The 24440-nt window shown below is 68.1% G+C and carries 25 protein-coding genes and 1 tRNA gene; 12 read left to right on the plus strand and 14 right to left on the minus strand.

From position 1 onward, the window contains the following. Nucleotides 1-6: 6 nt before the first annotated feature. The 4 genes from fdh3B (at nt 7) to FV218_RS03070 (ending at nt 2619) form a co-directional block, all read left to right on the plus strand. Nucleotides 7-603, plus strand: coding sequence for a formate dehydrogenase FDH3 subunit beta (fdh3B, locus tag FV218_RS03055; RefSeq protein WP_056092144.1), 597 nt, complete (start codon nt 7-9; stop codon nt 601-603). 67 nt (nt 604-670) lie between these two features. Next, nucleotides 671-1711 (plus strand): formate dehydrogenase subunit gamma, encoded by a 1041-nt coding sequence (locus tag FV218_RS03060; RefSeq protein ID WP_147708663.1) that lies wholly within the window; start codon nt 671-673, stop codon nt 1709-1711. A 22-nt stretch (nt 1712-1733) separates the two neighbouring features. Next, nucleotides 1734-1973 carry a hypothetical protein gene (locus tag FV218_RS03065; RefSeq protein ID WP_147708664.1) on the plus strand — a complete coding sequence of 80 codons (240 nt, stop codon included), beginning with the start codon at nt 1734-1736 and terminating at the stop codon, nt 1971-1973. Between the two features lie 82 nt (nt 1974-2055). After that, nucleotides 2056-2619: a hypothetical protein gene (locus FV218_RS03070; RefSeq protein WP_147708665.1), complete on the plus strand. Its 564-nt coding sequence runs from the start codon at nt 2056-2058 to the stop codon at nt 2617-2619. On the opposite strand, the gene FV218_RS03075 is transcribed toward FV218_RS03070, so the two are convergent. The 4 genes from FV218_RS03075 to FV218_RS03090 all read right to left on the minus strand — a co-directional run bounded on the left by FV218_RS03075 (nt 2585) and on the right by FV218_RS03090 (nt 5682). Next, the gene (locus FV218_RS03075) at nt 2585-3088 is read right to left on the minus strand and encodes a DUF2721 domain-containing protein (RefSeq protein ID WP_056092126.1); all 504 of its coding nucleotides are present in this window, start codon (nt 3086-3088) and stop codon (nt 2585-2587) included. The genes FV218_RS03070 and FV218_RS03075 overlap by 35 nt on opposite strands. Before the next feature lie 15 nt (nt 3089-3103). Further along, nucleotides 3104-4297: a Na+/H+ antiporter NhaA gene (gene nhaA, locus FV218_RS03080; protein WP_147708666.1), complete on the minus strand. Its 1194-nt coding sequence runs from the start codon at nt 4295-4297 to the stop codon at nt 3104-3106. A 117-nt stretch (nt 4298-4414) separates the two neighbouring features. Continuing rightward, on the minus strand, nt 4415-5134 hold the full coding sequence (locus tag FV218_RS03085; RefSeq protein ID WP_147708667.1) for an anti-sigma factor: 720 nt from the start codon (nt 5132-5134) through the stop codon (nt 4415-4417). After that, entirely contained in the window at nt 5131-5682 is a 552-nt protein-coding gene (locus FV218_RS03090) for a sigma-70 family RNA polymerase sigma factor (protein WP_056092119.1), read from the minus strand. Before FV218_RS03090 ends, FV218_RS03085 begins: the two co-directional genes overlap by 4 nt. 231 nt (nt 5683-5913) lie before the next feature. Between FV218_RS03090 and FV218_RS03095 the strand changes: the two genes are divergently transcribed. Further along, nucleotides 5914-6492, plus strand: coding sequence for a fasciclin domain-containing protein (locus FV218_RS03095; RefSeq protein WP_056092116.1), 579 nt, complete (start codon nt 5914-5916; stop codon nt 6490-6492). A 204-nt stretch (nt 6493-6696) separates the two neighbouring features. Here the strand turns inward: FV218_RS03095 and FV218_RS03100 are convergent, their stop codons facing one another. Beyond that, nucleotides 6697-7785, minus strand: a complete 1089-nt coding sequence (locus FV218_RS03100; protein ID WP_147708668.1) for an HD domain-containing phosphohydrolase — start codon at nt 7783-7785, stop codon at nt 6697-6699. Nucleotides 7786-8346: 561 nt separating this feature from the next. Here FV218_RS03100 and FV218_RS03105 point away from each other — a divergent pair. Next, nucleotides 8347-8423: transfer RNA gene (locus FV218_RS03105), tRNA-Arg, on the plus strand. Nucleotides 8424-8985: 562 nt separating this feature from the next. Here FV218_RS03105 and FV218_RS03110 read toward each other — a convergent pair. The 6 genes from FV218_RS03110 to FV218_RS22610 all read right to left on the minus strand — a co-directional run bounded on the left by FV218_RS03110 (nt 8986) and on the right by FV218_RS22610 (nt 14492). Then, nucleotides 8986-9834, minus strand: coding sequence for a DUF3313 domain-containing protein (locus FV218_RS03110; RefSeq protein ID WP_246684968.1), 849 nt, complete (start codon nt 9832-9834; stop codon nt 8986-8988). A gap of 261 nt (nt 9835-10095) precedes the next feature. Further along, nucleotides 10096-10695, minus strand: coding sequence for a DUF2147 domain-containing protein (locus FV218_RS03115; protein WP_147708670.1), 600 nt, complete (start codon nt 10693-10695; stop codon nt 10096-10098). A gap of 141 nt (nt 10696-10836) precedes the next feature. Then, on the minus strand, nt 10837-11475 hold the full coding sequence (locus tag FV218_RS03120) for a TetR/AcrR family transcriptional regulator (protein ID WP_147708671.1): 639 nt from the start codon (nt 11473-11475) through the stop codon (nt 10837-10839). 663 nt (nt 11476-12138) lie between these two features. Next, entirely contained in the window at nt 12139-13233 is a 1095-nt protein-coding gene (gene lpxD, locus FV218_RS03125) for a UDP-3-O-(3-hydroxymyristoyl)glucosamine N-acyltransferase (protein WP_147708672.1), read from the minus strand. Between the two features lie 409 nt (nt 13234-13642). Next, entirely contained in the window at nt 13643-13954 is a 312-nt protein-coding gene (locus FV218_RS03130; protein WP_147708673.1) for a hypothetical protein, read from the minus strand. Between the two features lie 370 nt (nt 13955-14324). Further along, the gene (locus tag FV218_RS22610; protein WP_187272950.1) at nt 14325-14492 is read right to left on the minus strand and encodes a hypothetical protein; all 168 of its coding nucleotides are present in this window, start codon (nt 14490-14492) and stop codon (nt 14325-14327) included. Nucleotides 14493-14755: 263 nt separating this feature from the next. Between FV218_RS22610 and poxB the strand changes: the two genes are divergently transcribed. The 6 genes from poxB to FV218_RS03160 all read left to right on the plus strand — a co-directional run bounded on the left by poxB (nt 14756) and on the right by FV218_RS03160 (nt 21860). Further along, nucleotides 14756-16516 (plus strand): ubiquinone-dependent pyruvate dehydrogenase, encoded by a 1761-nt coding sequence (gene poxB, locus FV218_RS03135; RefSeq protein WP_147708674.1) that lies wholly within the window; start codon nt 14756-14758, stop codon nt 16514-16516. Between the two features lie 74 nt (nt 16517-16590). Then, entirely contained in the window at nt 16591-17334 is a 744-nt protein-coding gene (locus FV218_RS03140) for a (Fe-S)-binding protein (RefSeq protein ID WP_147708675.1), read from the plus strand. Further along, nucleotides 17331-18890, plus strand: a complete 1560-nt coding sequence (locus FV218_RS03145; RefSeq protein WP_147708676.1) for a lactate utilization protein B — start codon at nt 17331-17333, stop codon at nt 18888-18890. The genes FV218_RS03140 and FV218_RS03145 overlap by 4 nt, the downstream gene beginning before the upstream one ends. Then, a complete protein-coding gene (locus tag FV218_RS03150) occupies nt 18887-19480 on the plus strand; it encodes an LUD domain-containing protein (RefSeq protein ID WP_147708677.1) in 594 nt (197 codons plus the stop codon). Before FV218_RS03145 ends, FV218_RS03150 begins: the two co-directional genes overlap by 4 nt. Nucleotides 19481-19581: 101 nt before the next feature. Next, nucleotides 19582-20442: a transglutaminase family protein gene (locus FV218_RS03155; RefSeq protein WP_147708678.1), complete on the plus strand. Its 861-nt coding sequence runs from the start codon at nt 19582-19584 to the stop codon at nt 20440-20442. 146 nt (nt 20443-20588) lie between these two features. Continuing rightward, on the plus strand, nt 20589-21860 hold the full coding sequence (locus tag FV218_RS03160) for a glycosyltransferase family 87 protein (protein WP_147708679.1): 1272 nt from the start codon (nt 20589-20591) through the stop codon (nt 21858-21860). A 65-nt stretch (nt 21861-21925) separates the two neighbouring features. Here the strand turns inward: FV218_RS03160 and FV218_RS03165 are convergent, their stop codons facing one another. The 3 genes from FV218_RS03165 to FV218_RS03175 all read right to left on the minus strand — a co-directional run bounded on the left by FV218_RS03165 (nt 21926) and on the right by FV218_RS03175 (nt 24439). After that, a complete protein-coding gene (locus FV218_RS03165; protein ID WP_244475089.1) occupies nt 21926-22324 on the minus strand; it encodes a PilZ domain-containing protein in 399 nt (132 codons plus the stop codon). Nucleotides 22325-22469: 145 nt separating this feature from the next. Continuing rightward, nucleotides 22470-24053, minus strand: coding sequence for a cytochrome c (locus FV218_RS03170; protein ID WP_147708680.1), 1584 nt, complete (start codon nt 24051-24053; stop codon nt 22470-22472). Nucleotides 24054-24169: 116 nt separating this feature from the next. Then, a complete protein-coding gene (locus FV218_RS03175) occupies nt 24170-24439 on the minus strand; it encodes a hypothetical protein (protein ID WP_056096711.1) in 270 nt (89 codons plus the stop codon). Nucleotide 24440: the final 1 nt, after the last annotated feature.

The raw sequence follows: 24440 nt of genomic DNA on the forward strand, positions 1-24440 counted from the left end.
TCCATTATGGCCCGTATGAAGTTCCTCTGTGACGCCGACCGCTGCATCGAGTGCAACGCCTGCGTCACCGCCTGCAAGAACGAGCACGAGGTGCCCTGGGGCATCAACCGCCGGCGCGTCGTCACCCTCAACGACGGCAAGCCCGGCGAGCGCTCTGTCTCCATGGCGTGCATGCACTGCACCGACGCGCCCTGCGCCGCCGTGTGCCCGGTGAACTGCTTCTACACCACGGCCGACGCCGTGGTGCTGCACTCCAAGGACATCTGCATCGGCTGCGGCTACTGCTTCTACGCCTGCCCGTTCGGCGCGCCGCAATATCCGCGCGTCGGCAATTTCGGCTCGCGCGGCAAGATGGACAAGTGCACCTACTGCTCGGGCGGACCGGAGCCCGACCTGTCGGTGGCCGAGTACGAGAAGTACGGCTCGAACCGCCTCGCCGAGGGCAAGCTGCCGCTCTGCGCCGAGATGTGCTCGACCAAGGCCCTGCTCGCCGGCGACGGCGAGATGATCGCCGAGATCTACAAGCAGCGCGTGGTCAAGCGCGGCTACGGCTCCGGCGCCTGGGGCTGGAAGACCGCCTACCGCGAGACCGTGGCGATCTGATCGCCGCTCCGGGGCCGCTGCCCACGGGCGGCCCCACCCGTACGAGACGACTTCGAAAGGAACGCCGATGCGGCGGGCAGTCACGCTCTTCAGCACCCTCGTCCTCGCGGCGACGCTCCTGGCCGCTCCGGGCGTGTTCGCGCCGGCGCAGGCGCAGAGCCCGCAACAGCAGGACGGGCTGAACCCCATGGGCACCAAGCCCACGGCGGATTCGGTCAACGAGGAGTTCCTGTTCAAGCAGGCCGACAAGATCACCGGGCGCGTCAGCATCCCGGACCAGAAATCCGCCAACCTGATCCAGCCGCAGGGCCGCGAATACCGGGCCTTCCGCGAATCCTGGCTGCCCTGGATCGGGGCGCTCGGCATCCTCGGCATGATCGGGGCCCTGGGCGCCTTCTTCATGTGGCGTGGGCGCATCCTCACCGACGACACCCAGGAATCGGGCAAGAAGATCCTGCGGTTCAACGCTTTCGAGCGGTTCGCCCATTGGATGACGGCGACGTGCTTCATCATCCTGTCCCTATCGGGCCTGAACTACATCTTCGGCAAGCGCCTGCTGATGCCGGTCATCGGCCCCGAGGCCTTTGGCACCCTGGCGCAATGGGCCAAGTACAGCCACGTCTATCTCGCGTGGCCGTTCATGCTCGGCGTGGTGATCATGGTCGCCGTCTGGGTGAAGGACAACATCCCGAACCGGATCGACTGGGCCTGGATCAAGGCCGGCGGCGGCTTCATCGGCCACGGCCATCCCCACGCCGAGCGGTTCAACGCCGGCCAGAAGGGCGTGTTCTGGATGGTCGCCGGCTTCGGCGCCGCCATGGGCGTCACCGGCCTGATGATGCTGTTCCCGTTCACGGTTCTCGACATCAACGGCATGCAGGTGATGCAGGTGATCCACGCCCTCATCGGCGTCGCGTTCATCGTCGGCATCCTGGCCCACATCTACATCGGAACGCTCGGCATGAAGGGCGCCTACGACGCCATGGGCAGTGGCGAGGTCGACCTCGCCTGGGCGCGCGCACACCACGACCTCTGGGTGGAGAAGGAGCAGGCCAAGACCTTGAGCGGTCCGCAGCTCAAGGGCCGCCATCCCGCGCCGGCCGAGTAGAATCGACCAGAAAGAACCGATCATGAAAGCCTTCGCCATTGCCGTCGCCGCCGCCATCGCGCTGGGCGTGCTGGCCATGCTCGCCCTCACGAGTTCCCAGAAGTTCGCCTATCAGGCGTTCGCGACCTCGGGCGCGCGGGTGTCGGAGCCGGGGACGAACCTCGTCGGCTCGAAGTGGAACGGCCTTCCCGTCCTCGGCGAGGCCACCGCCGAGGATCACGACAAGGTCAAGGGCGAGGCCTCGCATCCGAAGCGGTCCTGACCGCGCGAAGTCGCTGCCGGTCCGACCCGGCCGCTGGGTGAAGGGGTCGTGCCAACGACCGGGAAGGGTTGAGGACATCAGCATGTGGACATCCCCGTCGCGCGTCGCGCTCGTCATGGCCGCCGGCCTGCTCGCGCTGCCCGCCCTCGCGCAGGATGCGGCCCCGCCGGTCGCCGCGGGCGGCCCGGCCAACCTATGCCAGGAACTGAAGGCGTTCGTGACGGTGCCGGAGGCGAAGAAGCAGGAGGCGGCCACACCGCAGTCCCAGGCGACGGCGGTGTCGAACCCATCGGGCAAGAGCGACGCGAAGCCGTCGGGTTCCGGCGGCGAGCCGCAGCAGAAATCTGGCCTCAGCGGCGCAACGGGATCGGCGGACGCGGTGGCCCCCGGCGATCGGAAGGCGGCCCTGGCGCAGGCGAACGCCTCGGCCAAGGCGGCGGCCGCACCGGCCGCATCGCCGCCCCCCCCGAAACCCGATGCCGCCACCGTGGCTCGGATCGAGGCCGCGGCCGCGACCAACGATCAGGCGAGCTGCCGCGCAGCGGCCCTCGTCATGCGCAAGGCCGGCGTCCCGATGCCGCCACCGCTCCTGGCGCTGGCTGCCCTCGATCTCAAGTTCCAGACCGGCCAGGAGGCCCCTCGATAGCGGTGGCGTGACGGGTCTGGCGATCGACCTCGTCGCGGACCCCGCGCCCGGCCATCAGGATCTCGGTGAGGAAGGCCGCGATGGCCGCCACGGTGCAGACCAGCGCCACGCCGAAGCATCCGAACAAGACCGAGGCGGTGGCGGCGTCGCGGAGCGCTCCGACGAACAGCGTCAGCACCGCGATCCCGGTCATGATCCCGCCCGCCGAAGCCAGCACCACCGCGCCGTCTAGCACGAACGAGCGCCGCCGCAGGTATGACAATTGCCGCGACAGGCGGACGGCCTCGTCCGGGCTGGCGCCCCACAGCCGGGTCGAAGCGGCGTCGACCTTGTCGGCCACGCGCCCGAGGCGGGTGGAGAACACGTTCAGCAGCGTCGCCAGGGCCGTCAGCAGGAAGGCCGGCGCGAGGGCGATCTGAATGACGTGGGCGATGTCGTCGGGGGCGACGGGCGGCGACGGTGCGAACATGATATCCGTTGACGATCAGTCGCGGACGTCGGCGACGGGCCGCGGCGCGAGGAGGAGCACGAGGGCGCCGGCGACCATGCAGCTGACCGAGCCCAGGAGCACGCCGACCTTGGTCTCGGTCTCCAGGGCCGGGGTCTCCGCGAAGGCGAGGAGACCGATGAACAGGCTCATGGTGAAGCCGACGCCGCACAGGAGCGACAGGCCGTAGAGCTGCCACCACCCGGCCTGGGCGGGACGCTGGGCGAAGCCGAGCCGGATCGCGGCGACGACCGTGCCGAACACGCCGATCTGCTTGCCGAGGAAGAGGCCGAGGGCGACGCCGAGGGTGACGGGTTCGAGCAGCATGGCGAGGGAGATGCCCCCCAGTGCGACGCCCGCATTGGCGAAGCCGAACACCGGCAGCACGAGGTAGGACGACCACGGGTGGAGGGCGTGCTCCAGCCGATGGAGGGGTGAGGTCGGATCGTCCGGCCTGGCCGGCCTGGTGCGCAGGGGGATCGTCAGGGCGAGGACCACGCCCGCGATGGTGGCGTGGATGCCGGATTTGAGCACGAGGACCCACAGGACCGCACCGAGGAGCAGGTAGGGCGTCAGCCGGGTCACGCCGGCCCGGTTCAGGCCGGATAGGAACGCGACGATGAGCCCGGCGCCGGCCAGCATCGGCAGCTGCAGGTCGGCGGTGTAGAAGGCCGCGATGATGAGCACCGCCCCGAGGTCGTCGAGGATGGCGAGCGCCGTCAGGAACACCTTGAGGGAGACGGGCACCCGCGATCCGAGGAGCGCCAGGATGCCGAGGGCGAAGGCGATGTCCGTGGCCGTCGGGATCGCCCAGCCGCGCAGGGTGTCGGGCGAATGCCGGTTGACCATCCCGTAGATCAGGGCCGGGACGACCATGCCGCCGAGGGCCGCCACGCCCGGCAGGACGCGGTCCGGCCAGGTGCGCAGGCGGCCGTCCAGCACCTCGCGTTTGATCTCGAGGCCGACCAGCAGGAAGAACACCGCCATCAGGCCGTCGTTGACCCAGTGCAGCACGCTCAAGGGCCCGACATACGTGCCCACCAGGGCGAAATAGTCCGGAGCCAGGGGCGAGTTGGCGACGAGCAGCGCCAGCACCGCGCTCGCCATGAGCACCAGCCCGCCGCCGGCGTCGGTCCGCAGAGCGGCCCGAAGGGCGGAGACCGGGCGGCGGATGGCGGAGGAAACCTTCATGCCGCGACGCGTGCCAGCGATCGAGGATGCGGGCAACCCGTCGAGGGCGCGCGCCGCGCCGCCGGAGGCCGATCCGGCCGGCACGGTACAGGGGAGGCGGCCGCCGGGGCGACGACTTCAGTCCCGCAGGAGCTTGCCCGAGTAGACGATCGGCCCCGTCGGCGCGCCGCTCGGCGAACCGCCGGGCGGCTCGACGGTGACGGCCAGGAGGGCAGTGTCGAGGCGGGCGTCCTCGCGGGCGGCCTCCGGCAGGGCGAGGCTGGCGCGCCCGGCCTCGACGAGGCCAAGGGAGCGCGGCGTGCCGCCGCCGGCGATGTACCAGAGCTCCAGGCTCTTCTCCCGGGGCGTATCCGCCGCCACGGACCGTACCTGCGCGAGCCCGCGCCGCGTATCCACCCGCACCACCAGGGCCGGCAGCTCGCCGCCGCGGTTGACCACGGCGACGTACTGACCCGCCTCCGGGTCCGCCGGCGGCAGGAACCGGCCGAGGCCGAGCGCCAGGGCGAGGCCGGCGGCCAGGGCCAAGGCGCCGAGGGCCCCCAGACGCCAGCGACGCAGGCTCCGGGCGAGGCTTTGCACACGCGGGTCTTCTCCGGCGGGGCTCAGGGCCGCCCGGATGCGCAGCCAGAGGCCCGCCGGGGGAGCGACCTCCGGAACGGTGTCGGCCAGGGGCGTCAGGCGGATCTGCCAGCGCGCCACGGCCGCCTGCAGATCGACCTCCGTCGCCAGGGCGCGCGCGAAGGCGAGGCGCTCGGCCAGGGGCAGGGTGCCGAGGACGTACTCGGCCGCCTGGATGTCGCGGTCGGGCGGGCGGAAATCGGCGGGGCCATCGCTCATGCGTTGGCGTCCAGGCAGGAGCGCAGGTTCGCCAGTCCGCGGTGGAGCCACGTCTTGATGGTGTTCACCGGCCGCTCGAACCGGGCCGCCAGTTCCTCGCGGGAAAATCCTTCGCAATAGGCCAGCACGAGGCATTGCCGGTGCATCGCGTCGACGCGGCCGAGGCAGAGCGCCAGGGCGCCGCGATCGAGGATGTCGCTCTCGCCGTCGTGCGGATCGGGCACCTGATTCATCCAATCCTCGCCTTCGACGAGATCCGTGAGGGTGGTTTCCTTTCGGGCGCGCACCACGTCGATGGCCCGATTGCGGGCGATGGCGCACATCCATGTGATCGGGCGGCCGGCCGTGGGGACATACGCCCCGGCATTCTGCCAGATCCGGAGATAGACATCCTGAAGCACGTCCTCGGCGGCTTCACGATTGCGGAGGATACGGAGCACGAGCCCGAATAGTTTCGCCCCCGTCTCGTCGTAGAGCGCCTTGAGCGCCGCCTGATCCCCGCCCGCGATGGCGGTCAGGCGCGCCTGGAGCAGATCATCGTCAGGCACGCGGCACCGCCACCGAACTCACCATTCCCCGTCCCCCCGGCCGTGCTCCAAGCATCGAAACCTCGGCATCGACGCCAGGTCGCGGCTTGTTCGGCATTCTTAGCGATCCCTTAAAGCAGCGCGGACCGCACGAAGCACCTCATAGCAGATCTTTCCTGAAACTTTCATTCCGAACGCGCCGTAAGTCACCCCGATTGTCCCGCCCGGGACATCCGAGGAGACAAGAAATCGATGCATAATCTTACCGCACGCCGTCCGCTGGTCTCCAAGCTGGCCGCCTTCGGCCTCAGCCTCGCCATCGGCGCGGCGCTCCCGGCCGCCGCCCTCGCCAAGAACCCGACGGTCGGCGGCGCTCCGATGTACGCCTCGAAGACCATAGTCGAGAACGCCGTCAACTCGAAGGACCACACCACCCTGGTCGCCGCCGTGAAGGCCGCCGGCCTCGTCGAGACCCTGTCGGGTCCCGGTCCGTTCACGGTGTTCGCCCCCACCAACGCCGCCTTCGCCAAGCTGCCGGCCGGCACCGTCGAGACCCTGGTGAAGCCCGAGAACAAGGCGACGCTCACCAAGATCCTGACCTACCACGTCGTCCCGGGCACCTACACCGCAAAGGACCTGATGAAGCTCGCCAAGGACGGCGGCGGCGAGGCCCAGCTCAAGACCGCCGCGGGCGAGCCCCTGACCGTCCAGACCAAGGGCAAGAAGGTCTACGTGACCGACGCCAAGGGCAGCACCGCCACGGTCACCATCGCCAACGTCATGCAGTCGAACGGCGTGATCCACGTGATCAACGGCGTCCTCCAGCCCTGATTTCTTCGGGGGTCTGCCCCTCGGCCGAACCGTGATGAACGCCTCCCGGCCCTCGGCCGGGGGGCTTTTTCGCGAAGGATCGGCGTACAGGTCCGGCACCGTCGCATCCGCCGGTACCACCGCGCGGCATGCGAGTGGCGATTTTGCGGCCCGAGTGCACCCGATCCCGTGGACCCGCGGAAGACCGGCTTCACCCCGTCCGCCCTATGGCGCCACCGCCGTCATGGCATCGCCGAAGCACCGCACGAGACCGGATTCGAGCTTCGTGTCCATGCTCTCGAGGACCGCGAGGGCGTCGCGCGTCGGCATCGGCTCCTTGTACGACCGGCGCTCGGTCAGGGCCGCGTAGATGTCGCAGATGGTCAGGAGCCGCACGGTGTCGCCGATGGCCGACCCGACGAGGCCGTCGGGATAGCCCGACCCGTCCAGCATCTCGTGATGATGGCGCACGGCGCCCAGGGTGGCGTCGTCGCAGCCGCTGTCGCGCAGGATCTCGTAGCCGATCACCGGGTGGGTGCGCATGATCGCCATCTCGTCGGCGTCGAGGCGACCGGGCTTGTTGAGGATCGCCTGCGGGATACGGGCCTTGCCGAGGTCGTGCAGCAGGGCCGCCCGGACGAAATGCTGCCGGTCCTGCTCGGGAAATCGCAGGAAGTTGACGAACTGGGCGGAGACGCCGGCCACCAGCAGGCAGTGCTGATAGGTGGCGTCGTCGTGGGTCCAGACGGTATCGAGCCACCGGGTCAAGCCCCCCTCGCGCACGGCCGCCAGGATCGGCGTCAGGCCCGCTTCGACCACGCCGAGGGTCACGCCTCCGACGCGGGCCCCGGCGAACAAGCCGGTGAGCGCCTCCGTGGCCCGCACGATCCCCTGGCCCGCCACGCCCCTGGCGGTCTCGTCCCGCGCGGCGACCTGATCCCGGATCACCTGTGCGACGACGTGCGGGGACGTATAGGCCGGCAGGCAGACCGTGGCCCCGAGATCGCGCGCCTGCCGCAAATCTCCGTCCGAGGTCGAGCGCATGAGGCAGATGACCGGAATGCGCCCCGCTTGACCGGCCACGGGGACGGGCCCGGGGCGGGCGGCCTGACCGGAGGGCATCAGCGCGCGCAATCGTCCGACGGATTCCCGCCGGCTGAGGGTGAGATCGGAGACGATAGCGACCGGTGCGCCCGGCGGCGGCGTCTCCTCGCCGGCCACGACCGCGCAGCGACCGACGGTGTTGAGAATCGTTTCGAGGGCTGCGCTGCGATCGGGACGATCGGTCAGGAGGAAGATCGCGCCGTCAGTCATTCCCGTGCGTCCAAGCCCCTATCCCATGCGTCGAAGACCCTACCCCGTGCGTCCAAGGTCCTGCGTCTTCCACGCCCGCGTTGCCGGAGGATCGCGCCGAACCGGACGCGTGGCTCCCGGCGTCGTACGGAAGCTGCGCGCGGCGCTGCAAGAAGCCCGGAACTCGCGGATGGATTATCCGCGTCTTTCGTGTCCAAGGAAATACCCATTCCTTCCAATCGGGCACCTGCACACACCACCCGGAGCCGTTGTCGACCGGGGTCCTCGAAGAAGAGTCCCCGAAAAAGAGGACCGCCATGCCGTGCCGGAGACTGCGCCATTTCGGTCCAGAACGAGCGATCACTTTAGCAAGATTCGGTCCTTCAAAGGGCCGCCCCGGGGATCGCACGGCCCGTTGCTTCATCATCGCACGCGCGAACCATCGGTCGCGACGGCATGAATCTCCCGTCTTGGTGCATCGCAGCACTGCGCAGGCGCGTCGTCTCGAGGGCCACGGGCACGCGGCCGCACGCGGGGTTGACCAGGAGCGGCCCCCATGGCTTCTACCAGCCCTGGCACTCCGACTCCGTAGCTCAGCTGGATAGAGCAGCCGCCTTCTAAGCGGCAGGTCGTTGGTTCGAGCCCAACCGGGGTCGCCACAATATCAACACTGGGGTCAATAGTTTGGAAGGCGCTCTCGCCTTTCGGCTGGCAAAGCGTGCGGGGCAACACGGTCCGGGGGTTCAGGACGGGCGACGCCCCGGCGCAAGGCCGGTTCGGGCAACACGCATGGAACAGGCGCGGATCGTTTCGCGGTGCCGTCCGACATTCTTCGAGCGTCGGATTTCCACCCCCGCGGCCGGCGCCACGGGGGCCTCAGCCTCGCAGGGGTCCGTGGCGCCGGCCGGCGCGGCCTTGGCCGGCCCACGCATCGTCAAGGGTTTCGGGGAGCGATCCGCTCGCGCTCCGCCATGACCGGACAACGGCGCATGGGCACCGGGCGCCCTCCGCTACGGATCGCACAAGCTCGGGACGCTGCGGCCTTGGCCGCGAGGCGCTTCACCGAGCGGGCGGTGAGGCAAGGCGCGGCCGGTCGGGACTCATTGGTTGGGTGGATACTCAGAAGGACGGATTTCGGTAGTCTCCGACGCCGCGCGGCCTTGCCCGGAGGCCACCTGGGCTGACTGCGACGAGGTCCGGTCCGATCGAGGGGACACCGTATCAATCCGGCTTCTTCGCGCCATCGTCGCTCCATTCGGGCGGCAGTCCGAAATGGGTCGCCACGGCTCCGGCGAGGCCCGGGCTTCGGCCGAACGCTTCACAGACCGAGTTTTTGGGTGCCATTCCGAGGGCGCGCCCCATCTTGTCCGAGGACGGCCAGGAGCCCATGCGCCCGAAGGGACTTTCGCCGTCAACGAGAAGGTCGCTAAAATCCTCGCCGAACTTGCCGGCCAGGGTGTAGGCGTCGCCGACATCGGAGACGGTCGCGGCCGAGGCCATGATTTCGGCGCCGCGCGCCCACACCATCGCGGCTTTCTGGGCGCCCTTCGCGTCCCGCGCTTCCGCCTCCACGGAGAGGCTACCAAGGCCGAAGGGCAGGCGTGGGATGGGTGCGGGCACGCCGATCACCATGGGTACGAATCCGATGCCCTTGGAGACGCCCGCAGAGACCTGGTCGGTGACCTCGAGGTTACCCACGACGGCATGAACCGTGAGATCGGCGGGCTGCCCGGCCCCCACCATCTCGAAGCGCGCGCTGAGATCGGTACAGAGCGCACGGTCGACGGCGTTCGTCACCAGCTTGCGCTGGTCGGGGGTAAGAGGAACGTCCAAAGCTTTGCGCGAGAACGTCGTCGGCACGACGCGGACGGTGCGCGCCGCCTTGACCGCCGGCCCATCGACATGGACGAGGGCCTTGGTAACGAGTCCGTCGGATGGCTTCAGGTTCGCGTAGGATTGCAGGGAGCCGGATTGTTGCAGGTAGGTCTCCTGGCATCCGGCCGAGAGACCCAGGGGCGCAAGGATCAGCGCCCTCCCGAGCAGGCGTGCCGGCTGCCGCAGAGGCTTCAAGGGGACTGCATCGTTCTTGCGCATCGTACCGTTGCCTCGACGTGACGAGCGGCCGCGTGACCGGCTCGATGGGGGGTTCGCGGAGCGGGTGAGCGCGAACGGGAAAAGCAGCGACCGACACCTGCGGCGGCGACGAAAATTCAGGAAACCGGTCGGGCAGTGCGGAGAAGGGGGGCGTCTTCCACTCCGACCGACCGGTTCCACCGCGGGCCCGAGACGGGCCGCGCGGATCTGGGATGACGTGATGCGCGGGGCGCGAGGCTAGCGTCTCGGTTCAGGCGCGGCCCTGGCCTCGAGCGTCGGGCCGCCCGCCGTCGACGGGCGCTTCGGAGCCCACTCGCGATCCGCGCGCGGGCCGTTCGATTCGTCCGTGAGACCGTGAAGCTGACCGGGCAGGACGTCGGCAACCCGCCGCCAGGTCTGAGTGCCGCAGAGGACCGCGAGCATGCAGCCCTCGACCAGGAGTTCGCCGGATCTCTCGCTCCGGATCGTCACGTCGTACTGCTTGCCGTCGTCGGCGCTGTAGATCTTGCCCCCGTAACGGTCATTCTCGTCCAGCTTCAGCCCGAGGATCATCTGGTGTCCGAGAACAGGCCGGTTGCGCTTCCGAGCGTCAGGGTTCTCGGCGTCGATGCGAGGATCTTCACTCGCCGTCGTCGTCCCGGACCAGACGACGTAGCCGCAGAGATGCTTGTTTCCGGGACCGCATCGTTCGGTGCGAACCCGGGCGCGGCCATCCTCGGTGAGCCACGTTCCGGACGGGTCGACGGCTTCGGCCGATATCGATTCGACGGCGAAGTGGACGGACGTGGCAACGAGAACGGCCATCATCAGGCGCGGTACCACCAGAATCATCGTCATCGCTCGGGTCCTCCGTTCGGTTCGGGCAGCCGCCCGCGCTCCCCGAATCCGAGGGGGATGTGAGGTGAGACGCTCGGGGTAAGGCAGTTGGATCGGCGGGATCGGATCGAACGCCGTCGATCCGGCTCGCCCGTTGGAAACCTATCCGTCGACGGAGGATTTGCGCTGAGGAACCTTCGGCATTTGTCCGGCGAGGGCAGCCTCGATCAGGGCATGGAGTTGGGCCACGACCGGCCCGGCATCATAATCGTCCAAGAGGGCACGACAGACGATCATCCCCTTCAGGAGTGCGCTGATCGCCTCGAAGAGGGCATGCGGATCACAGTCCGGCGACGTCGCGAGCGAGGCCAACGCATCGACGAACCAATCCTGGCCGGCCTTCTCGCGCTCTCGGACGATGGCACCGACTTCGGTATTGCGCGTGGCCTCGGACCAGATTTCGAGGCGCAGGGTGGCATGGGCACGCGTGATGTCGAGGTGATGATACTCGATGATCCGCATCAGAGCGGAATGCTTGTCGCCCACCGCCTCGAATCGCCCCAGGCGGTCATTGCTCCTTTGCTTTTCCCGATCCGCGATCGAGACGAGAACCGCTTCCTTGGAGACGAAGTAGCGATAGATGTTCGGCGAACTCATCGCCGCTTCCTTCGCAATGTCCTGCATCGTCGAACGGTTGTACCCGCTGCGAACAAAACAGGCCTCGGCTGCATCCAGAATCTGCTCCTGGCGCGCCGAAAATGACCGCGATGAATTGAGTACGTTGCTTGCAGAAGCGCTCATCCTGAAGACCTCATCCTCATCATCAGCCAGCCACGCAGTACGGACTGTTTGGCCATCCTTACTGCACCGGAGGGTGACCGGGTAAGCGAGATTCGAGTTGGCATGAACCTCGAGTTGGCATGAGTCTCTTGTCGGATCTCCCGAACCGACGGAGCGGCATCCCCGCTTGGGTCCGCCCCGGCACGAAGCACCGGAGAACCCGACTGCCAGAAACGATAGTGACTGGTCATTATCATGTCAATCCGTTTTCCAGACCACGTCGCGCCTGTTCCCACGATTTCCTCCACGAGGCGTCCGTTTCGCGACGTGACGATCGAGATCCGGACGTCGGCGACGGCGTGACGACGATGGCCCGTGCCCGGCATCATGCGATCTTGGGATCTTGAGATCTTGGGATCTTGATCGTGACGTGCTTCGTCCGAACTGCCGGGATGACCTGCATCACGCCTCGTGCCGACTGGTCATGGGCGGTGTTCAGTTGCGCGAAGGCGACTCGCCCGTCCCCTCGAACAGGATCGCTGCATCAAACAGACCAAGTAGGCGGGACCGAAGGCGAACAGCGCGACGAGGAGGTTCGTGGTCATGACGGCCATGGGGATGCACTTGCGACGAGAGGGAGGGATTGCGAGGGAGGGAAGAGAAAGCGGCGTGCACGACCCCGCGTCATGCGTCGACGTCGGGCCCCGCTGCGGCCGACCATTCGACCGCGCGCCGATCGGCGGAGCGCTGGGCCAGTTTCTTCAGAGTCGTCTGTTCGCGGAACCACGTCCGGATCGGCTTGGCGGGCATCCCGCCCCACCGCGCGCCGGCCGGGACATCATCCATGAGCTTGGAGGCCGCGGCGAGACTCGCGCCCCGGCCGAGGCGCAGATGGCCGGCAATCGCGCTCTGGCCGCCCACGACAACGAAGTCCTCCAGCACGGTCGAGCCGGCGATGCCGACTTGAGCGACGATCACGCAGTGACGGCCGACCCGCACGTTGTGAGCGATCTGGACGAGATTATCGATCTTCGTCCCATGGCCGATGGAGGTATCGCGCCCCGAACCGCGGTCGACGGTCGTGTTCGCGCCGATCTCGACATCGTTCCCGATCATGACACGCCGGAGTTGAGGGATTTTCAGGTGGCCGTTCGCGCTCATCGCGAAGCCGAAGCCGTCCTGCCCGATGCGAGCGCCAGGATGAATGATGGTTCGGCTGCCGACATCGCAGCGCACGATGGTGACGCCCGCGCCAATCGAGCAGTCAGGGCCGATGGTCACGTCGGGTCCCAACACCGCATAGGCGCCCACGGTGGTACCGGGCCCGATCACGACCCCCTCGCCGATGACCACCGTCGGATCGAGCGCCACACCGGTTCCGATCCTGGCGGACGAGTGGATGAAGCGGCACGCACGCGTCCCGGTTTCCGGGAGCGCGGCCTCCGAAAGGTGGAGTTGCGGGCGCATCAGGTCGGGATGCAGCCGGGACAGCAATTTGGCGTAAGCCGTGTGCGGATCGCGGACCACGACGGCCACCGTACGGGACGGCACCATGTCGGCGAAGCGGTCCGAGACGATGCAGGCGCCCGCACGGGTGCCGGACAGCGAGGCGGCATAGCGGGGGCTGTCCATGTAGGCGAGGTGCCAGGGTTCGGCGGTCTCCAGGCTGGCGCCTCCGCGCAGGACCAGATCGGGATCCGCGGATACGGGAAGCGGGGCGCCGACCGCCGCGATCAGGTCGCTCAGGCGCAGGCCGGGGGGTTCGTCGAGGACAATCACGGCGCGCGCGCCTCCAGGCTTCAGGGGAGATCAGGAAATCGGGTCGTGCGCTCGCCGTCGCCCTTACCCGGGTCAGGCGCCGGGCACCCTGGCGGTCCGCCGTGTTCGCGGGTCAGGTCGGGATCGGCCGAGGAGGCGGGTCAGCGGGTCGGCCAGCCCCGGATGCGGTTGCTTCCGTCTCACGGCAAATGACCGTCAAAGTGCCTGGATGATCGGAGACTTGCAGGATCGAGATCCTTGAATCCCGACCGATGCCCCATCTCTTGGCCATGTGATCTTTTCCTTCACCGATCCGGCGGACGAGGTTCCGGGGGCCCCGATACGGCGAGCCGGACGACGGCAGACGACGACGGGTCTGGATCCTGGGCGGAATGGCGGGCCGCAGCCGCGAGGCGGCCTCGATGGGCCCTCACGGTCGCTCCGCTGCATCGGGCGGAACGCGGTCCGTGTCCGCCGCCGCCAGCGACGGGCCATGATGACCGGACTCGTTCCGCAGGACCGAGAAGACGAACAGGTCGGCCACATAGCGTCCGATGTACGGCTCGGCGCGGCGCCGCAGATCCCCCTCCACGATCCCAACCGTCGCGACGGCCAGCAGCGCGCCCAGCCAGGCGAGCCTCCTGATGTAGGCAACCTTCGCTTTGGGTCGGAGCACGGCCGTCGCATCCTTCGCTGGCAGCGGCAGACCGAACCTCGACTGAATCGATGTCGCTTCCGTCATCCCGTCGTTCCTCGGCCCTCCGGGACCGGCCGCGGGGTCCGGTCGAATACCCGGCGGCATTCGTCCGAACGAAAGCGGTCGCTCACCGAGCGTAGGACGGAGAGAATCTGACCGCCTCAAACAGGATAGTGAATGGTCATTATCGTGTCAATCGAATCACGCTGCCGGAAAATCGTCGCCTCGGAGATTCCGTCGGCGGCCGTCGGAACGATGGAATCAAACATCCGGGTCGACGTCGGGCATGCCCGGGAGGGCCGCTCATGCTTCGCGAGGAAGCGGCAGGTCTTTGCTTCGACGGTTCGAGCCCAACCAGGGTCGCCGACACGTCGTACGCCGGGTCGAGGCCGCGGTGGATTGCCTTCGCGTCGGCCTACAGCAGCGTCAGGGTCGCCAGCGGGAGCCAGGCTTCCTGGCGCTCGCCATCGACATCGCCGTCCACGAACCAGGCGCACAGGGCCAGGTCTCCCTCGATGCGCTCGACGGTCAAGGTCGCCTCGTTGTCGTCGGACGCGACGAAGTCGCCGGCCTTGATGCTCACGGATGCCGCCTCATCGAGAAGTGTTGTTGAGGAAGTTTGATCGGGGATAGATACTTGCACCGCGGGGATGGATACTTGCACCGAAGGAAATGCGGACCCGCCGCGGAGCATGCGCCGACCGGGACCCGTCCCGGTCCGGCCACCACGATAGCATCGCGGAACACCGGTGCAACGGTCCGCGCGGCGGCCCGCTCCGCACGACGGGCATGCCGGAACACCAGGGGAGGTCGGACGGTTCGGACCACCAAAGAAGGAAGCCCTCCATGAAGACCGTTACCGTCGCGGACCTCATCGTCGAGACCCTGGAGCAGGCCGGGGTCCAACGCATCTACGGCCTCGTCGGCGACAGCCTGAACGCGCTGACCGAGTCGCTGCGGGCGCGCGAGACCATCGACTGGGTGCATGTTCGCCACGAGGAGGTCGCCGCCTTCGCCGCCGGGGCCGAGAGCCAGATCACCGGGGACCTCGCGGTCTGCGCTGGGTCCTGTGGACCGGGCAACCTTCACCTCATCAACGGCCTGTTCGACTGCCATCGCTCGCGGACCCCGGTTCTGGCCATCGCGGCGCATATCCCGTCCGCCGAGATCGGCTCCGGGTACTTCCAGGAGACCCACCCCGAGACCCTGTTCCGTGAATGCAGCCATTACTGCGAACTGGTCTCGGACCCTTCGCAGCTGCCGCAGGTGCTGGAGAACGCCATGCGGGCGGCCATCGGCCTGCGGGGCGTCGCCGTCGTGGTGATCCCGGGCGATGTCGCCCTGAAGGACGCGCCGGAGCGGGGCGTCGCGCCGAATCCCGGCCTGATTCCGCCAAAGCCGATGGTGCGCCCGGCCACCCGCGAACGCGATGCGCTCGCCGATCTGCTCAACGGATCGAGCCGCGTCACCCTGTTGTGCGGTCGGGGCTGCGCCGGGGCCCATGCCGAGTTGCTGCAACTCGCCGAGGCCCTGAAGAGCCCCATCGTCCACGCGCTCGGCGGCAAGGAATTCGTCGAGTACGACAACCCCTACGATGTCGGCATGACGGGGCTCATCGGCTTCTCGTCGGGCTACGCCGCGATCATGGGCTGCGACACCCTGCTAATGCTCGGCACCGACTTTCCGTACCGGCAGTTCTACCCGACGGATGCGAAGATCGCCCAGGTGGACCTCCGCCCCGAACAGCTCGGCCGCCGGTGCAAGCTCGATCTTGGCCTCGTCGGCGACGTGAAGGACACGATCGCGGCCCTAATGCCGAAGCTCGCGCCGAAAGACGACCGCAAGCATCTCGACGCCGCGCTCAAGCACTACGCCAAGGCGCGCGAAGACTTGGACGACCTCGCCACCGGTGCCCCGAAGAAGGGTTGGTTCGGCCTGAAATCCGCAAAAAGCCCGATCCATCCGCAATACCTCACTAGGCTCCTGAGCGAGGCGGCATCCGAGGACGCGATCTTCACGGCCGATGTCGGTACGCCGACGATCTGGGCCGCGCGCTACCTCAGGATGAACGGCAGGCGCCGGCTGCTCGGCTCGTGGGTCCACGGCTCCATGGCCAACGCCATGGCGCAGGGGATCGGCGCGCAGGCGGCGCAGCCCGGACGTCAGGTGGTCTCCCTCTCGGGCGACGGCGGCTTCACCATGCTGATGGGCGACCTCCTGACCCTGCGCCAGGAGAAGCTGCCCCTGAAGGTGGTGGTGTTCAACAACGGCACCCTGGGCTTCGTCGAGATGGAGATGAAGGCCGCCGGCTACATCGAGACGGGGGTCGCCCTCGACAACCCGGATTTCGCCGCCATGGCCCGGGGCGCCGGCATCTTCGCCGTGCGGGTCGAGGACCCGGCGGAGTTGGAGGCGGCCGTGGCGCAGGTCCTGGCCCATGACGGCCCGGCCCTCCTCGACGTGGTGGTCGCCCGCCAGGAACTGTCGATGCCGCCCAAGATCGACGGGCAGCAGGTGAAGGGGTTCAGCCTCTACGTGATGCGCGCCGTCATGAGCGGGCGCGGGGATTCGGTCCTCGACCTCGCCAAGACGAACCTGCTTCGCTAAACCGGAACCGTCGATTCGAATGTTTCCAAGGTGGGCGGCGTCCCGGCGCCGCCCGCGAACAGAAGAAAAACGCCATGCGCATCGGGCTGTTCGTGCCGTGCTACGTCGATGCCTTCGAGCCCGAGGTGGGCATGGCCACCCTCGAGCTGCTCGAACGCTTCGGCCTCGACGTCCACTACCCGTTCGACCAGACCTGCTGCGGCCAGCCGATGACCAACACCGGCTGCCACGCCGAGGCCGCCGCCACCGAGGCGCTGTTCGTGAAGAACTTCTCGGGGTTCGACTACGTCGTCACGCCGTCGGGCTCGTGCGCGCATCAGGTCCGAGAGCACCTCACCGCCATTCCGCAGACGGACGACGTGACGGCCGTGCGGTCGAAGACCTTCGAACTGGTGGAATTCCTCCACGACATCCTGAAGGTCGAGGAATTTCCCTGGGCCGAGTTCCCGCACAAGGTCGGCTACCACTCGAACTGCAACGCCCTGCGCGGCATCCACCACGCCCGGCCGTCGGAACTGAACAAGCCCTATTACTCCAAGCCCCTCGATCTTCTCGGCAAGGTCAAGGGCATCGAGATCGTCACGCCGTCCCGCCCCGACGAGTGCTGCGGCTTCGGCGGCACCTTCTCGGTGTTCGAGCCCGCCGTCTCGGCCAAGATGGGCTACGACAAGGTCACGGACCACGCCCAGGCCGGCGCGGCCTACGTCGTCTCGGCCGATTCCTCCTGCATGATGCATCAGAAGGGCTGCGCCGCCCGCCTCGGCACGCCCCTGAAATTCATCCACATCGCCCGCATCCTCAACGGAGCCGCCGCATGAGCATCGAGGATCAGGGCTTGCGCGAGACGGCGCCCGAGAGCGATCACGGCCAGGACGGCCGCCGCCTCCAGCATGCGGAGGCCGCGACGAAGCCTGTCGCGGTGAAAACTTCGGCGGTGAAGACCGTTCGCGAACCGCAGCCGCGCGGCGCCAAGATCCGCGGCGACCGGCCCATCGATCAGGCCGAGGCCGCCGAGCGCTTCCTCGCCGCGCCCCTGCATCAGAAGGCACACGACGCCCGCCTGTGGGACCTGCGCGGCAAGCGCGACGTCGCCGCCTTCGGCATTCCCGAGTGGGAGGAGCTGCGCGAGCTCGCCTCGCAGATCAAGACCCACACCCTGTCGAACCTCGACCGCTACCTCGAGGAGTTCGAGGCCAACGCCCGGGCCAACGGCGTCCACGTCCACTGGGCGGCGGACGGCGCCGACCACAACCGCATCGTCCACGGCATCCTCAAGGATCACGGCGCCAAGACGCTGATCAAGTCCAAATCCATGCTCACGGAGGAATGCGGCTTTCGGCACTACATGGCCGGCACCGGCATCGAGGTCATCGAGACCGACCTCGGCGAGCGCATCCAGCAGCTCGACAACGAGGAGCCGAGCCACGTCGTGGTGCCGGCGGTGCACAAGACCCGCTTCGACGTGGCGGAAGTCTTCGCCCGGACCATGGGCACCGACCCCGAGAACGACGACGCCCACTATCTGGCGGAAAGCCAGCGCATGCACACGCGGCCCCTCATCCTCGACGCCGATGCGGGGATGACCGGGTGCAACTTCGCCATCGCGGAGACCGGCACCGTCGTCACCTGCACTAACGAGGGCAACGCCGACCTGTCGGGCAACGTGCCCAAACTCCAGATCCACTCCATCGGCATCGAGAAGCTGATCCCGCGGATCGAACATCTCGGTGTGTTCATCCGCCTGCTGTCGCGCTCGGCGCTGGGCTCGCCCATCACCCAGTACACCTCGCACTTCCGGGGTCCGCGCGCCGGCACCGAAATGCACATGGTGCTGGTCGACAACGGCCGCTCCGAGCGCCTCGGCATGGAGGAATTCTGGACCTCGCTGAAATGCATTCGCTGCGGCGCCTGCATGAACACCTGCCCGGTCTACCGGCGCTCGGGCGGCCTCTCCTACGGCGCCACCTATTCGGGGCCCATCGGGCTCATCATCGACCCGACTTTCAACAAGCGGAAGTATTCGACCCTGCCGTTCTCCTCGACCATGAACGGCTCCTGCACCAACGTCTGCCCGGTGAAGATCAATATCCACGAACAGATCTTTGCCTGGCGCAAGGTGCTGGCCGAGGAGCACCAGATTCCGTTGCTGAAACAGGGAATGATGAAGGCGGCCGGGCAGATCCTGAGCCGGCCGGCGGCCTACCGCGCCGCCATCGGCGCGGCCGACTCCGCCCTGCGAACCCTGCCGCGCTTCGCCGTCTACAACCCCCTCAACACCTGGGGGAAGGGACGCGAGATGCCCGAGACCCCGCGCCAAAGTTTCCACAGCTGGTACAAGCAGAACCGCATGACCCGGCAGGACGGCTCGAAATGAGCGCCCGCGAAGACACCCTCGCGCGCATCCGGAGGAACCGGCCGGCCGGCGACCATCCCCTGCCGGACGTGCCACTGTTTCCCCCCCTCGTCGGCGACGATCACGTGGCGGAGTTCGGCGAGCGCCTGAAGCGCATGGGCGGCCGAATCGCCGCTCCGGTTCCCGGCGAAGACCCGTTTGCTGCGGTGCGCGAACGCCTCGACACGGCGACGGTCATCGCCTCCGCAGTGACGGAGATCGCCGGCAATCGCGATCTCGGAGCAGTCGCCCGCCCGCAGGACCTCGCCGACGTGGATGTGGCCATCGTGCGCGCGGTGTTCGGCGTGGCGGAGACCGGTTCGGTGCTGTTCACGCAGGACGAGTTGAGGGTGAACGCCGTGGCCTACCTCGCCCAGCACCTCGTGGTGCTGCTCGATCCGGTCGACATCCTGGTCAACATCCAGGCGGCCTATCGCCGGCCGGATTTCGGCCGTGCCGCCTACGCCGTGCTCCACACCGGCCCCTCGGCCACGGCCGATATCGAGGGCGTGCTGATCCACGGGGCGCAGGGCGTGCGCTCCCTCACGGTGATCCTGCTGCCGCGATCCTGAACCGCCCCGCAGGGGGAGGGCAGGGGATGAAAAGCGCATAGCCGCCCGGACGAAGAGGCGTAATCCTTGCTAGCTTTCGAGGCACAAAGGAAGGAGCTTCCATGCGCTACACCCTCGGCTGCAGCCTGTCGTACAACATCCTCTCGGACACGACCTTCATCTTCAACCTTGAAGTCGCCAAGCTTCGCAGCCTGGAGATCTTCACTGAATCCCTAATCCTGACGCCGAACCTCAAGCGCGACGTCTACACGACGCCGGATCTCCTGAACCGCTATCTCGGCGTCAACGTGCCGATGGGGCAGTTCTCCCTCGAATACAACGCCGAGGTCGAACTCACCGTCCACCGCGCCGACCCGGCGACCATCGACGAGACGCCGATCGGCCAACTGCCCCTGGACATCCTGCCGTTCCTGCTGCCGAGCCGCTTCGTCTCGTCCGACCGCCTGACGCCCTTCGCCCAGGCCGAGTTCGGGGCCCTGCCCAAGGGGCACCAACGCGTCAACGCCATCTGCAACTGGATCCACGACCACCTGACCTATCAGCCGGGCACGAGCGACGGCGAGACCACCGCCGACGAGAGCCTGCTGAAGCGCGCCGGCGTCTGCCGCGACTTCGCGCATATCGGCACGGCGTTCTGCCGGGCGCTCGGCATCCCCGCCCGCTTCGTGAGCTGCTACGCCCACGGCCTCGTGCCGAGCGATTTCCACGCGGTGTTCGAGGCCTATCTCGATGGGCGCTGGTGGCTGTTCGACGCCACGCGTCAGGCCGATCTCGACGGGCTGGTGCGCATCGGCGTCGGGCGGGATGCCGCCGAAATCGCGTTCTCGACGCCCTACGGCAACATGCAGCCCGTCAACCAGCAGATCCGCATCGTCCGCTCGGATGGCCTCGGCAGCCCGCCCCAGCGCACGGTGGACGCCATCTCCACGGAGGTGCCGGCGCCGCATGCGGGCGCCGCCTGAGGGTCGGGGATCCGGCGGAGTCGATCGGTATCCGTCCGCGTCATCGGCGTGGCGCCGACGGATTTCAGGAACTCTTAAAGCGAACGCGTCAAGGCTCGGCCGGCGAAGACGAGAGCGGGTCGCCCGGACCCGGCCGGGAGGACACCATGCGGACGGCCCTGGAGCAGGAGGCGATGGTCTCGAGACCGTATCCCGCCCGCGCAAGCGGCCCGGTGGCCACGACCCCGTCGCCCCTGTTCCTGCCCGCGATCCTCGCCATCCTCACGGTCCTGCTCATCGCGAAGACCGTCGAACTGACGGGGCAGGACCCCGGGCGGATCACCAAGCTCATCGACTTCGACGCGTTCCGCAGCGCCGGCCGCCTTGTCTGGCGCGGTGAGATCGCCCAAGCCTACCACTTCGCCACGATGGTGGAGGCCCAGCGCATCCTCGGAGCGCCCGACGCCTTCCTGCCCTGGACCTATCCACCGGTCTTCAACCTCGTGGTCGCGCCCTTCGCCCACCTCCCGCGCGGGCTCGGGTACCTCCTGTTCACCGGCGGAGCCCTGGCGGCCTACATCGTGATCCTTCGGCGATTGGCGCCGCAGCATCTCGGCGCGCTCCTCGCACTGCTGTTTCCGGCCGTGGCCGTCACCATCGCGTGCGGCCAGAACGGTTTCCTCAGCGGCGCCCTCGTGGGCACTGCCTGCCTCTTCCTCCGGCGTCGCGACCCGCGGGCCGGGCTTCCCCTCGGACTCATGGCGATCAAGCCCCATCTCGCCGTCGGCTTCGCGCTCCACGCCGCGTTGACCCGCGATTGGCGCACGGCCCTCACCGCCGCGGGCGTCGCCGCCGCCTCGGCCGGCCTCGCCACCCTGATCCTCGGCCCGTCCGTCTGGGCTGCGTTCCTCGACGGCGTCGCCGAGGCACGCATCTTCCTCGAACAGGGGTTCTACCCGCTGTTCCGGATGATCTCGGCCTATGCCGTCGTGCGGACCCTCGGGGCGCCGGCGTCTGTGGCGATGGCCGCGCAGGTCGGCGTGGCGCTGTTCGCCCTCGGCTTCGTGGCCCTCGCCATCCGCCGCCGGATGCCCACCGCCCAGGTGATCGGCCTGACCGCCGTGGCGAGCCTTCTGGTCAGCCCCTACGCCTACGATTACGACCTGCCGATCCTCGGTGTCGGGCTGGCCTTGCTCGCCCCGGACCTCCTGGCCCGCACCACGTCACGCGAGCGGATGGCGGTGTTCGCCCTCGTCTGGGTCGCATCCGGATGGGGCCTGGTGATGACCGGGTTGCTGCGGTTCTGGTACGGCGAGGACCGTATGCCGCTCGGGGCCATGCCCCTCTCGCTCGGCGGTCTGGCGCTGATCACCCTCGTCGGCCTGATCTGGCAGGTGCTCCGGCGCCGGCCCACCGACCGCGAGGTGCCGACGTCGTAGGGCGTGGCAAGGTCCTTCCGGCTCGGACGATGGCTCGATCGAATCGGAGCCGGGATCGGATTGCGTCAGAAGGAGGAAATCCCCCGGGTGCGCCGGAGACCGGCTGGTGCGCCCGTGTCCTGGGACGCGACGGCGACCGCAGGGGACACCGGAGCGGACGCCTCCGTGGGTGCGGCCGGAGCCGGAACCTTACCGACCCGCTCGATGCGCACGCCGGCATAAGCGCCCCGGCGCCAGGCCAAGCGGACGAGGCAGAGAAAATCCCGGCCGATGATCCGCAACATGAACACGTCGGGCAGGACGCAATCGGCCGGAATTCCGATCCGCGCCCCGGACTTCGAGACATCCTTCACCGTGCACGGCAGTTCCGTTCCATCGCGAAACCGGATCGTCGCGATCCAGTTGGTCTCGCTCCTCGCTTCGCGCCGCGCCACTTGGGTCGCGCTCTCCGCACTCGCCGTCACGCGCACTTCTCCGCGTCAAATCAATCTGACGCAGAGTACAGTCGAGAGCTTTACGGATCGATACCGCGCGGCACAATTCCGATCACGCATCCGTGATCAAGAGGCACTGACCTGCAGCATTCGAAATCGAACTTAAATCGAAGCTCTAATTCGGCTTGATTGTTCCACCGGGAAGCGTCCCCGGGCTGGAGGCCTGCTTCTCGGGGTTCTTGATCTGGCTATAGGCGACGCTGGAAAAGCTTCCGATGACAGCATGCCAGCCGATTTTTCCATAAGCGGGATCGTCGCGGCCGGCCTTGCAGAAGGCCGTGGTGACGCCGTTGACGATGTCGTCGTCCTTGGCCCCCGGGGCCGCCGCCTTGATCCGGGGCAGCAGCGCGTCGAGGCGCGGGATGAAGTCCGCCGGGGTCAGACCCTTCAGGGCCTCGGCCGCGCCCGCCGCGTCGAGGGCCCGGGCGAGTTCGGGCTGGGCGATCTCGGCGCACGGCGCGCTGCCGGCCAGCATGGTCTGGGTCTTCTCGCGTGCCGTCGCCACGACACCCCGTTCCGTAATGACGGGGGCGCTGTTGCCCCAGGCATTGCGGATGTAGTCCGTGACGTCGGCCACCTCCGCGTCGGTCATGCCGACACCGATGGCCGGCATCGGGGCGTAGCCGTTCTGGGCCGCGAGCCCGCCGAGGATCACCCGGATCACCGTCTCGGGGCCCTCTGCCTGCACCGAGGTGTTGCCGGCGAGCGCCGGGATCGCCCCCTCGACGCCCTTGCCGTCGGGCTTGTGGCACGATGAGCAGTAGCTGAGGTACGTGCCGGCCCCCGGCGCACCGGCGGCATTGAAGGCCTGGAGGTCCTTGGTCTTGTAGCTCTCCTTGGCCTTCTGCGTGCGCAGATACGCGACCATCGCCTTGAGGTCGGCGTCCGTCATCTTGGACAGGGATTCCTGGATCGTCTGGCGCATGGGTCCGGCGGCGACGCCGGGGCGGTCGCCCGGGGCGGTGCCGGTCTTGAGGTAGGTCACCACTTGTTCGTCGGTCCAGGCCCCGATGCCGGTGTGATCGTCGGGGGTGATGTTGGGCGCGTACCAGCCGTCGATGACGCCGCCGCCGAGCTTGCCGGCGAGGCCGCTGTTGCCGACGATCTTGTTGGCGTTGTGGCACATGCCGCAATGGCCGAGCCCCTCGACGAGGTAGCCGCCGCGGTTGACCTCGGCGCTCGCCTCGGGGTCGGGCTTGAACTCGCCCGCCGTGAAGAACGCCGTGCGCCACGTGATGAGGGCGGTGCGGATGTTGAACGGGAACGGGATCTCGGAGGGCTTGCGCACCTCGCGGACGGCTTCGAGGGACTGCAGGTAGGCGAAGATCGCGTCGGAATCCTCACGCGTCACCTTGGTGTACCAAGCAAACGGAAAGGCCGGGTAGAGATACGACCCGTCCTTGGTGATGCCGTCGTGAAAAGCGCGGTAGAACTCGTTGGCACTCCAGTTGCCGAGGCCCGTCTCCCTGTCGGGCGTCAAGTTGGGCGTGCGAATCTTGCCGATGGGCGTATCGAGCACGTAGTTGCCGGCGAATGGCTTGCCGCCGGGGGCGGTGTGGCAGGCAACGCAGTCGCCGGCGGTGACGAGATACTCGCCGCGCCTGATCAACTCGGCGTTGGCGTCCTGCGCATTCGCGGGGAAGACTGCGGAACACAGGAGGAAGCCGGGACCGAGGCCGAGGGCGACGAGGCGATGCATCACACCTGTTCTCCGCGCAATCTGAAAAACTGGAATTATATTAACTCATGGCTCGGGAACGCGACGGTTTCCGGCATTGTTCCGCTACCCGACACGGGTGGTTTGCCGCAGGCCGCCTACGCCCCGGTGGCATCCCACAGGCGCAGGCCGAGTTCGGTGGCATGGGCCAGGAACGCGGCGAGGAGGCAGACCGCAACCGTCCACCACGCCGCCCCCGTCAGCGCCGCGCGCACGGCCAGCATCAGGGCCGCACCCGAGGCGAGGTTGAACAGCAGTGGGCGCAGGGGCACCCGCCGGCCGCGCCAGAGCGCGAGGGCGAGGGCTTCGCCGACGACGAGGACCAGGATGGCATCGATGATATGCCCGGAGGCGAAGAACCAGGCCATC

Source organism: Methylobacterium sp. WL69 (assembly GCF_008039485.1).
Taxonomy (GTDB): domain Bacteria; phylum Pseudomonadota; class Alphaproteobacteria; order Rhizobiales; family Beijerinckiaceae; genus Methylobacterium.

Excerpts from the sequence above, each read along its gene's own strand:
- fdh3B (WP_056092144.1), top strand. The coding sequence starts at position 7 with ATGGCCCGTATGAAGTTCCTCTGTGACGCCGACCGCTGCATCGAGTGC.
- FV218_RS03060 (WP_147708663.1), top strand. The coding sequence starts at position 671 with ATGCGGCGGGCAGTCACGCTCTTCAGCACCCTCGTCCTCGCGGCGACG.
- FV218_RS03065 (WP_147708664.1), top strand. The coding sequence starts at position 1,734 with ATGAAAGCCTTCGCCATTGCCGTCGCCGCCGCCATCGCGCTGGGCGTG.
- FV218_RS03070 (WP_147708665.1), top strand. The coding sequence starts at position 2,056 with ATGTGGACATCCCCGTCGCGCGTCGCGCTCGTCATGGCCGCCGGCCTG.
- FV218_RS03075 (WP_056092126.1), bottom strand. The coding sequence starts at position 3,088 with ATGTTCGCACCGTCGCCGCCCGTCGCCCCCGACGACATCGCCCACGTC.
- nhaA (WP_147708666.1), bottom strand. The coding sequence starts at position 4,297 with ATGAAGGTTTCCTCCGCCATCCGCCGCCCGGTCTCCGCCCTTCGGGCC.
- FV218_RS03085 (WP_147708667.1), bottom strand. The coding sequence starts at position 5,134 with ATGAGCGATGGCCCCGCCGATTTCCGCCCGCCCGACCGCGACATCCAG.
- FV218_RS03095 (WP_056092116.1), top strand. The coding sequence starts at position 5,914 with ATGCATAATCTTACCGCACGCCGTCCGCTGGTCTCCAAGCTGGCCGCC.
- FV218_RS03100 (WP_147708668.1), bottom strand. The coding sequence starts at position 7,785 with ATGACTGACGGCGCGATCTTCCTCCTGACCGATCGTCCCGATCGCAGC.
- FV218_RS03115 (WP_147708670.1), bottom strand. The coding sequence starts at position 10,695 with ATGACGATGATTCTGGTGGTACCGCGCCTGATGATGGCCGTTCTCGTT.
- FV218_RS03120 (WP_147708671.1), bottom strand. The coding sequence starts at position 11,475 with ATGAGCGCTTCTGCAAGCAACGTACTCAATTCATCGCGGTCATTTTCG.
- FV218_RS03130 (WP_147708673.1), bottom strand. The coding sequence starts at position 13,954 with ATGACGGAAGCGACATCGATTCAGTCGAGGTTCGGTCTGCCGCTGCCA.
- poxB (WP_147708674.1), top strand. The coding sequence starts at position 14,756 with ATGAAGACCGTTACCGTCGCGGACCTCATCGTCGAGACCCTGGAGCAG.
- FV218_RS03140 (WP_147708675.1), top strand. The coding sequence starts at position 16,591 with ATGCGCATCGGGCTGTTCGTGCCGTGCTACGTCGATGCCTTCGAGCCC.
- FV218_RS03145 (WP_147708676.1), top strand. The coding sequence starts at position 17,331 with ATGAGCATCGAGGATCAGGGCTTGCGCGAGACGGCGCCCGAGAGCGAT.
- FV218_RS03150 (WP_147708677.1), top strand. The coding sequence starts at position 18,887 with ATGAGCGCCCGCGAAGACACCCTCGCGCGCATCCGGAGGAACCGGCCG.
- FV218_RS03155 (WP_147708678.1), top strand. The coding sequence starts at position 19,582 with ATGCGCTACACCCTCGGCTGCAGCCTGTCGTACAACATCCTCTCGGAC.
- FV218_RS03160 (WP_147708679.1), top strand. The coding sequence starts at position 20,589 with ATGCGGACGGCCCTGGAGCAGGAGGCGATGGTCTCGAGACCGTATCCC.
- FV218_RS03170 (WP_147708680.1), bottom strand. The coding sequence starts at position 24,053 with ATGCATCGCCTCGTCGCCCTCGGCCTCGGTCCCGGCTTCCTCCTGTGT.
- FV218_RS03175 (WP_056096711.1), bottom strand. The coding sequence starts at position 24,439 with ATGGCCTGGTTCTTCGCCTCCGGGCATATCATCGATGCCATCCTGGTC.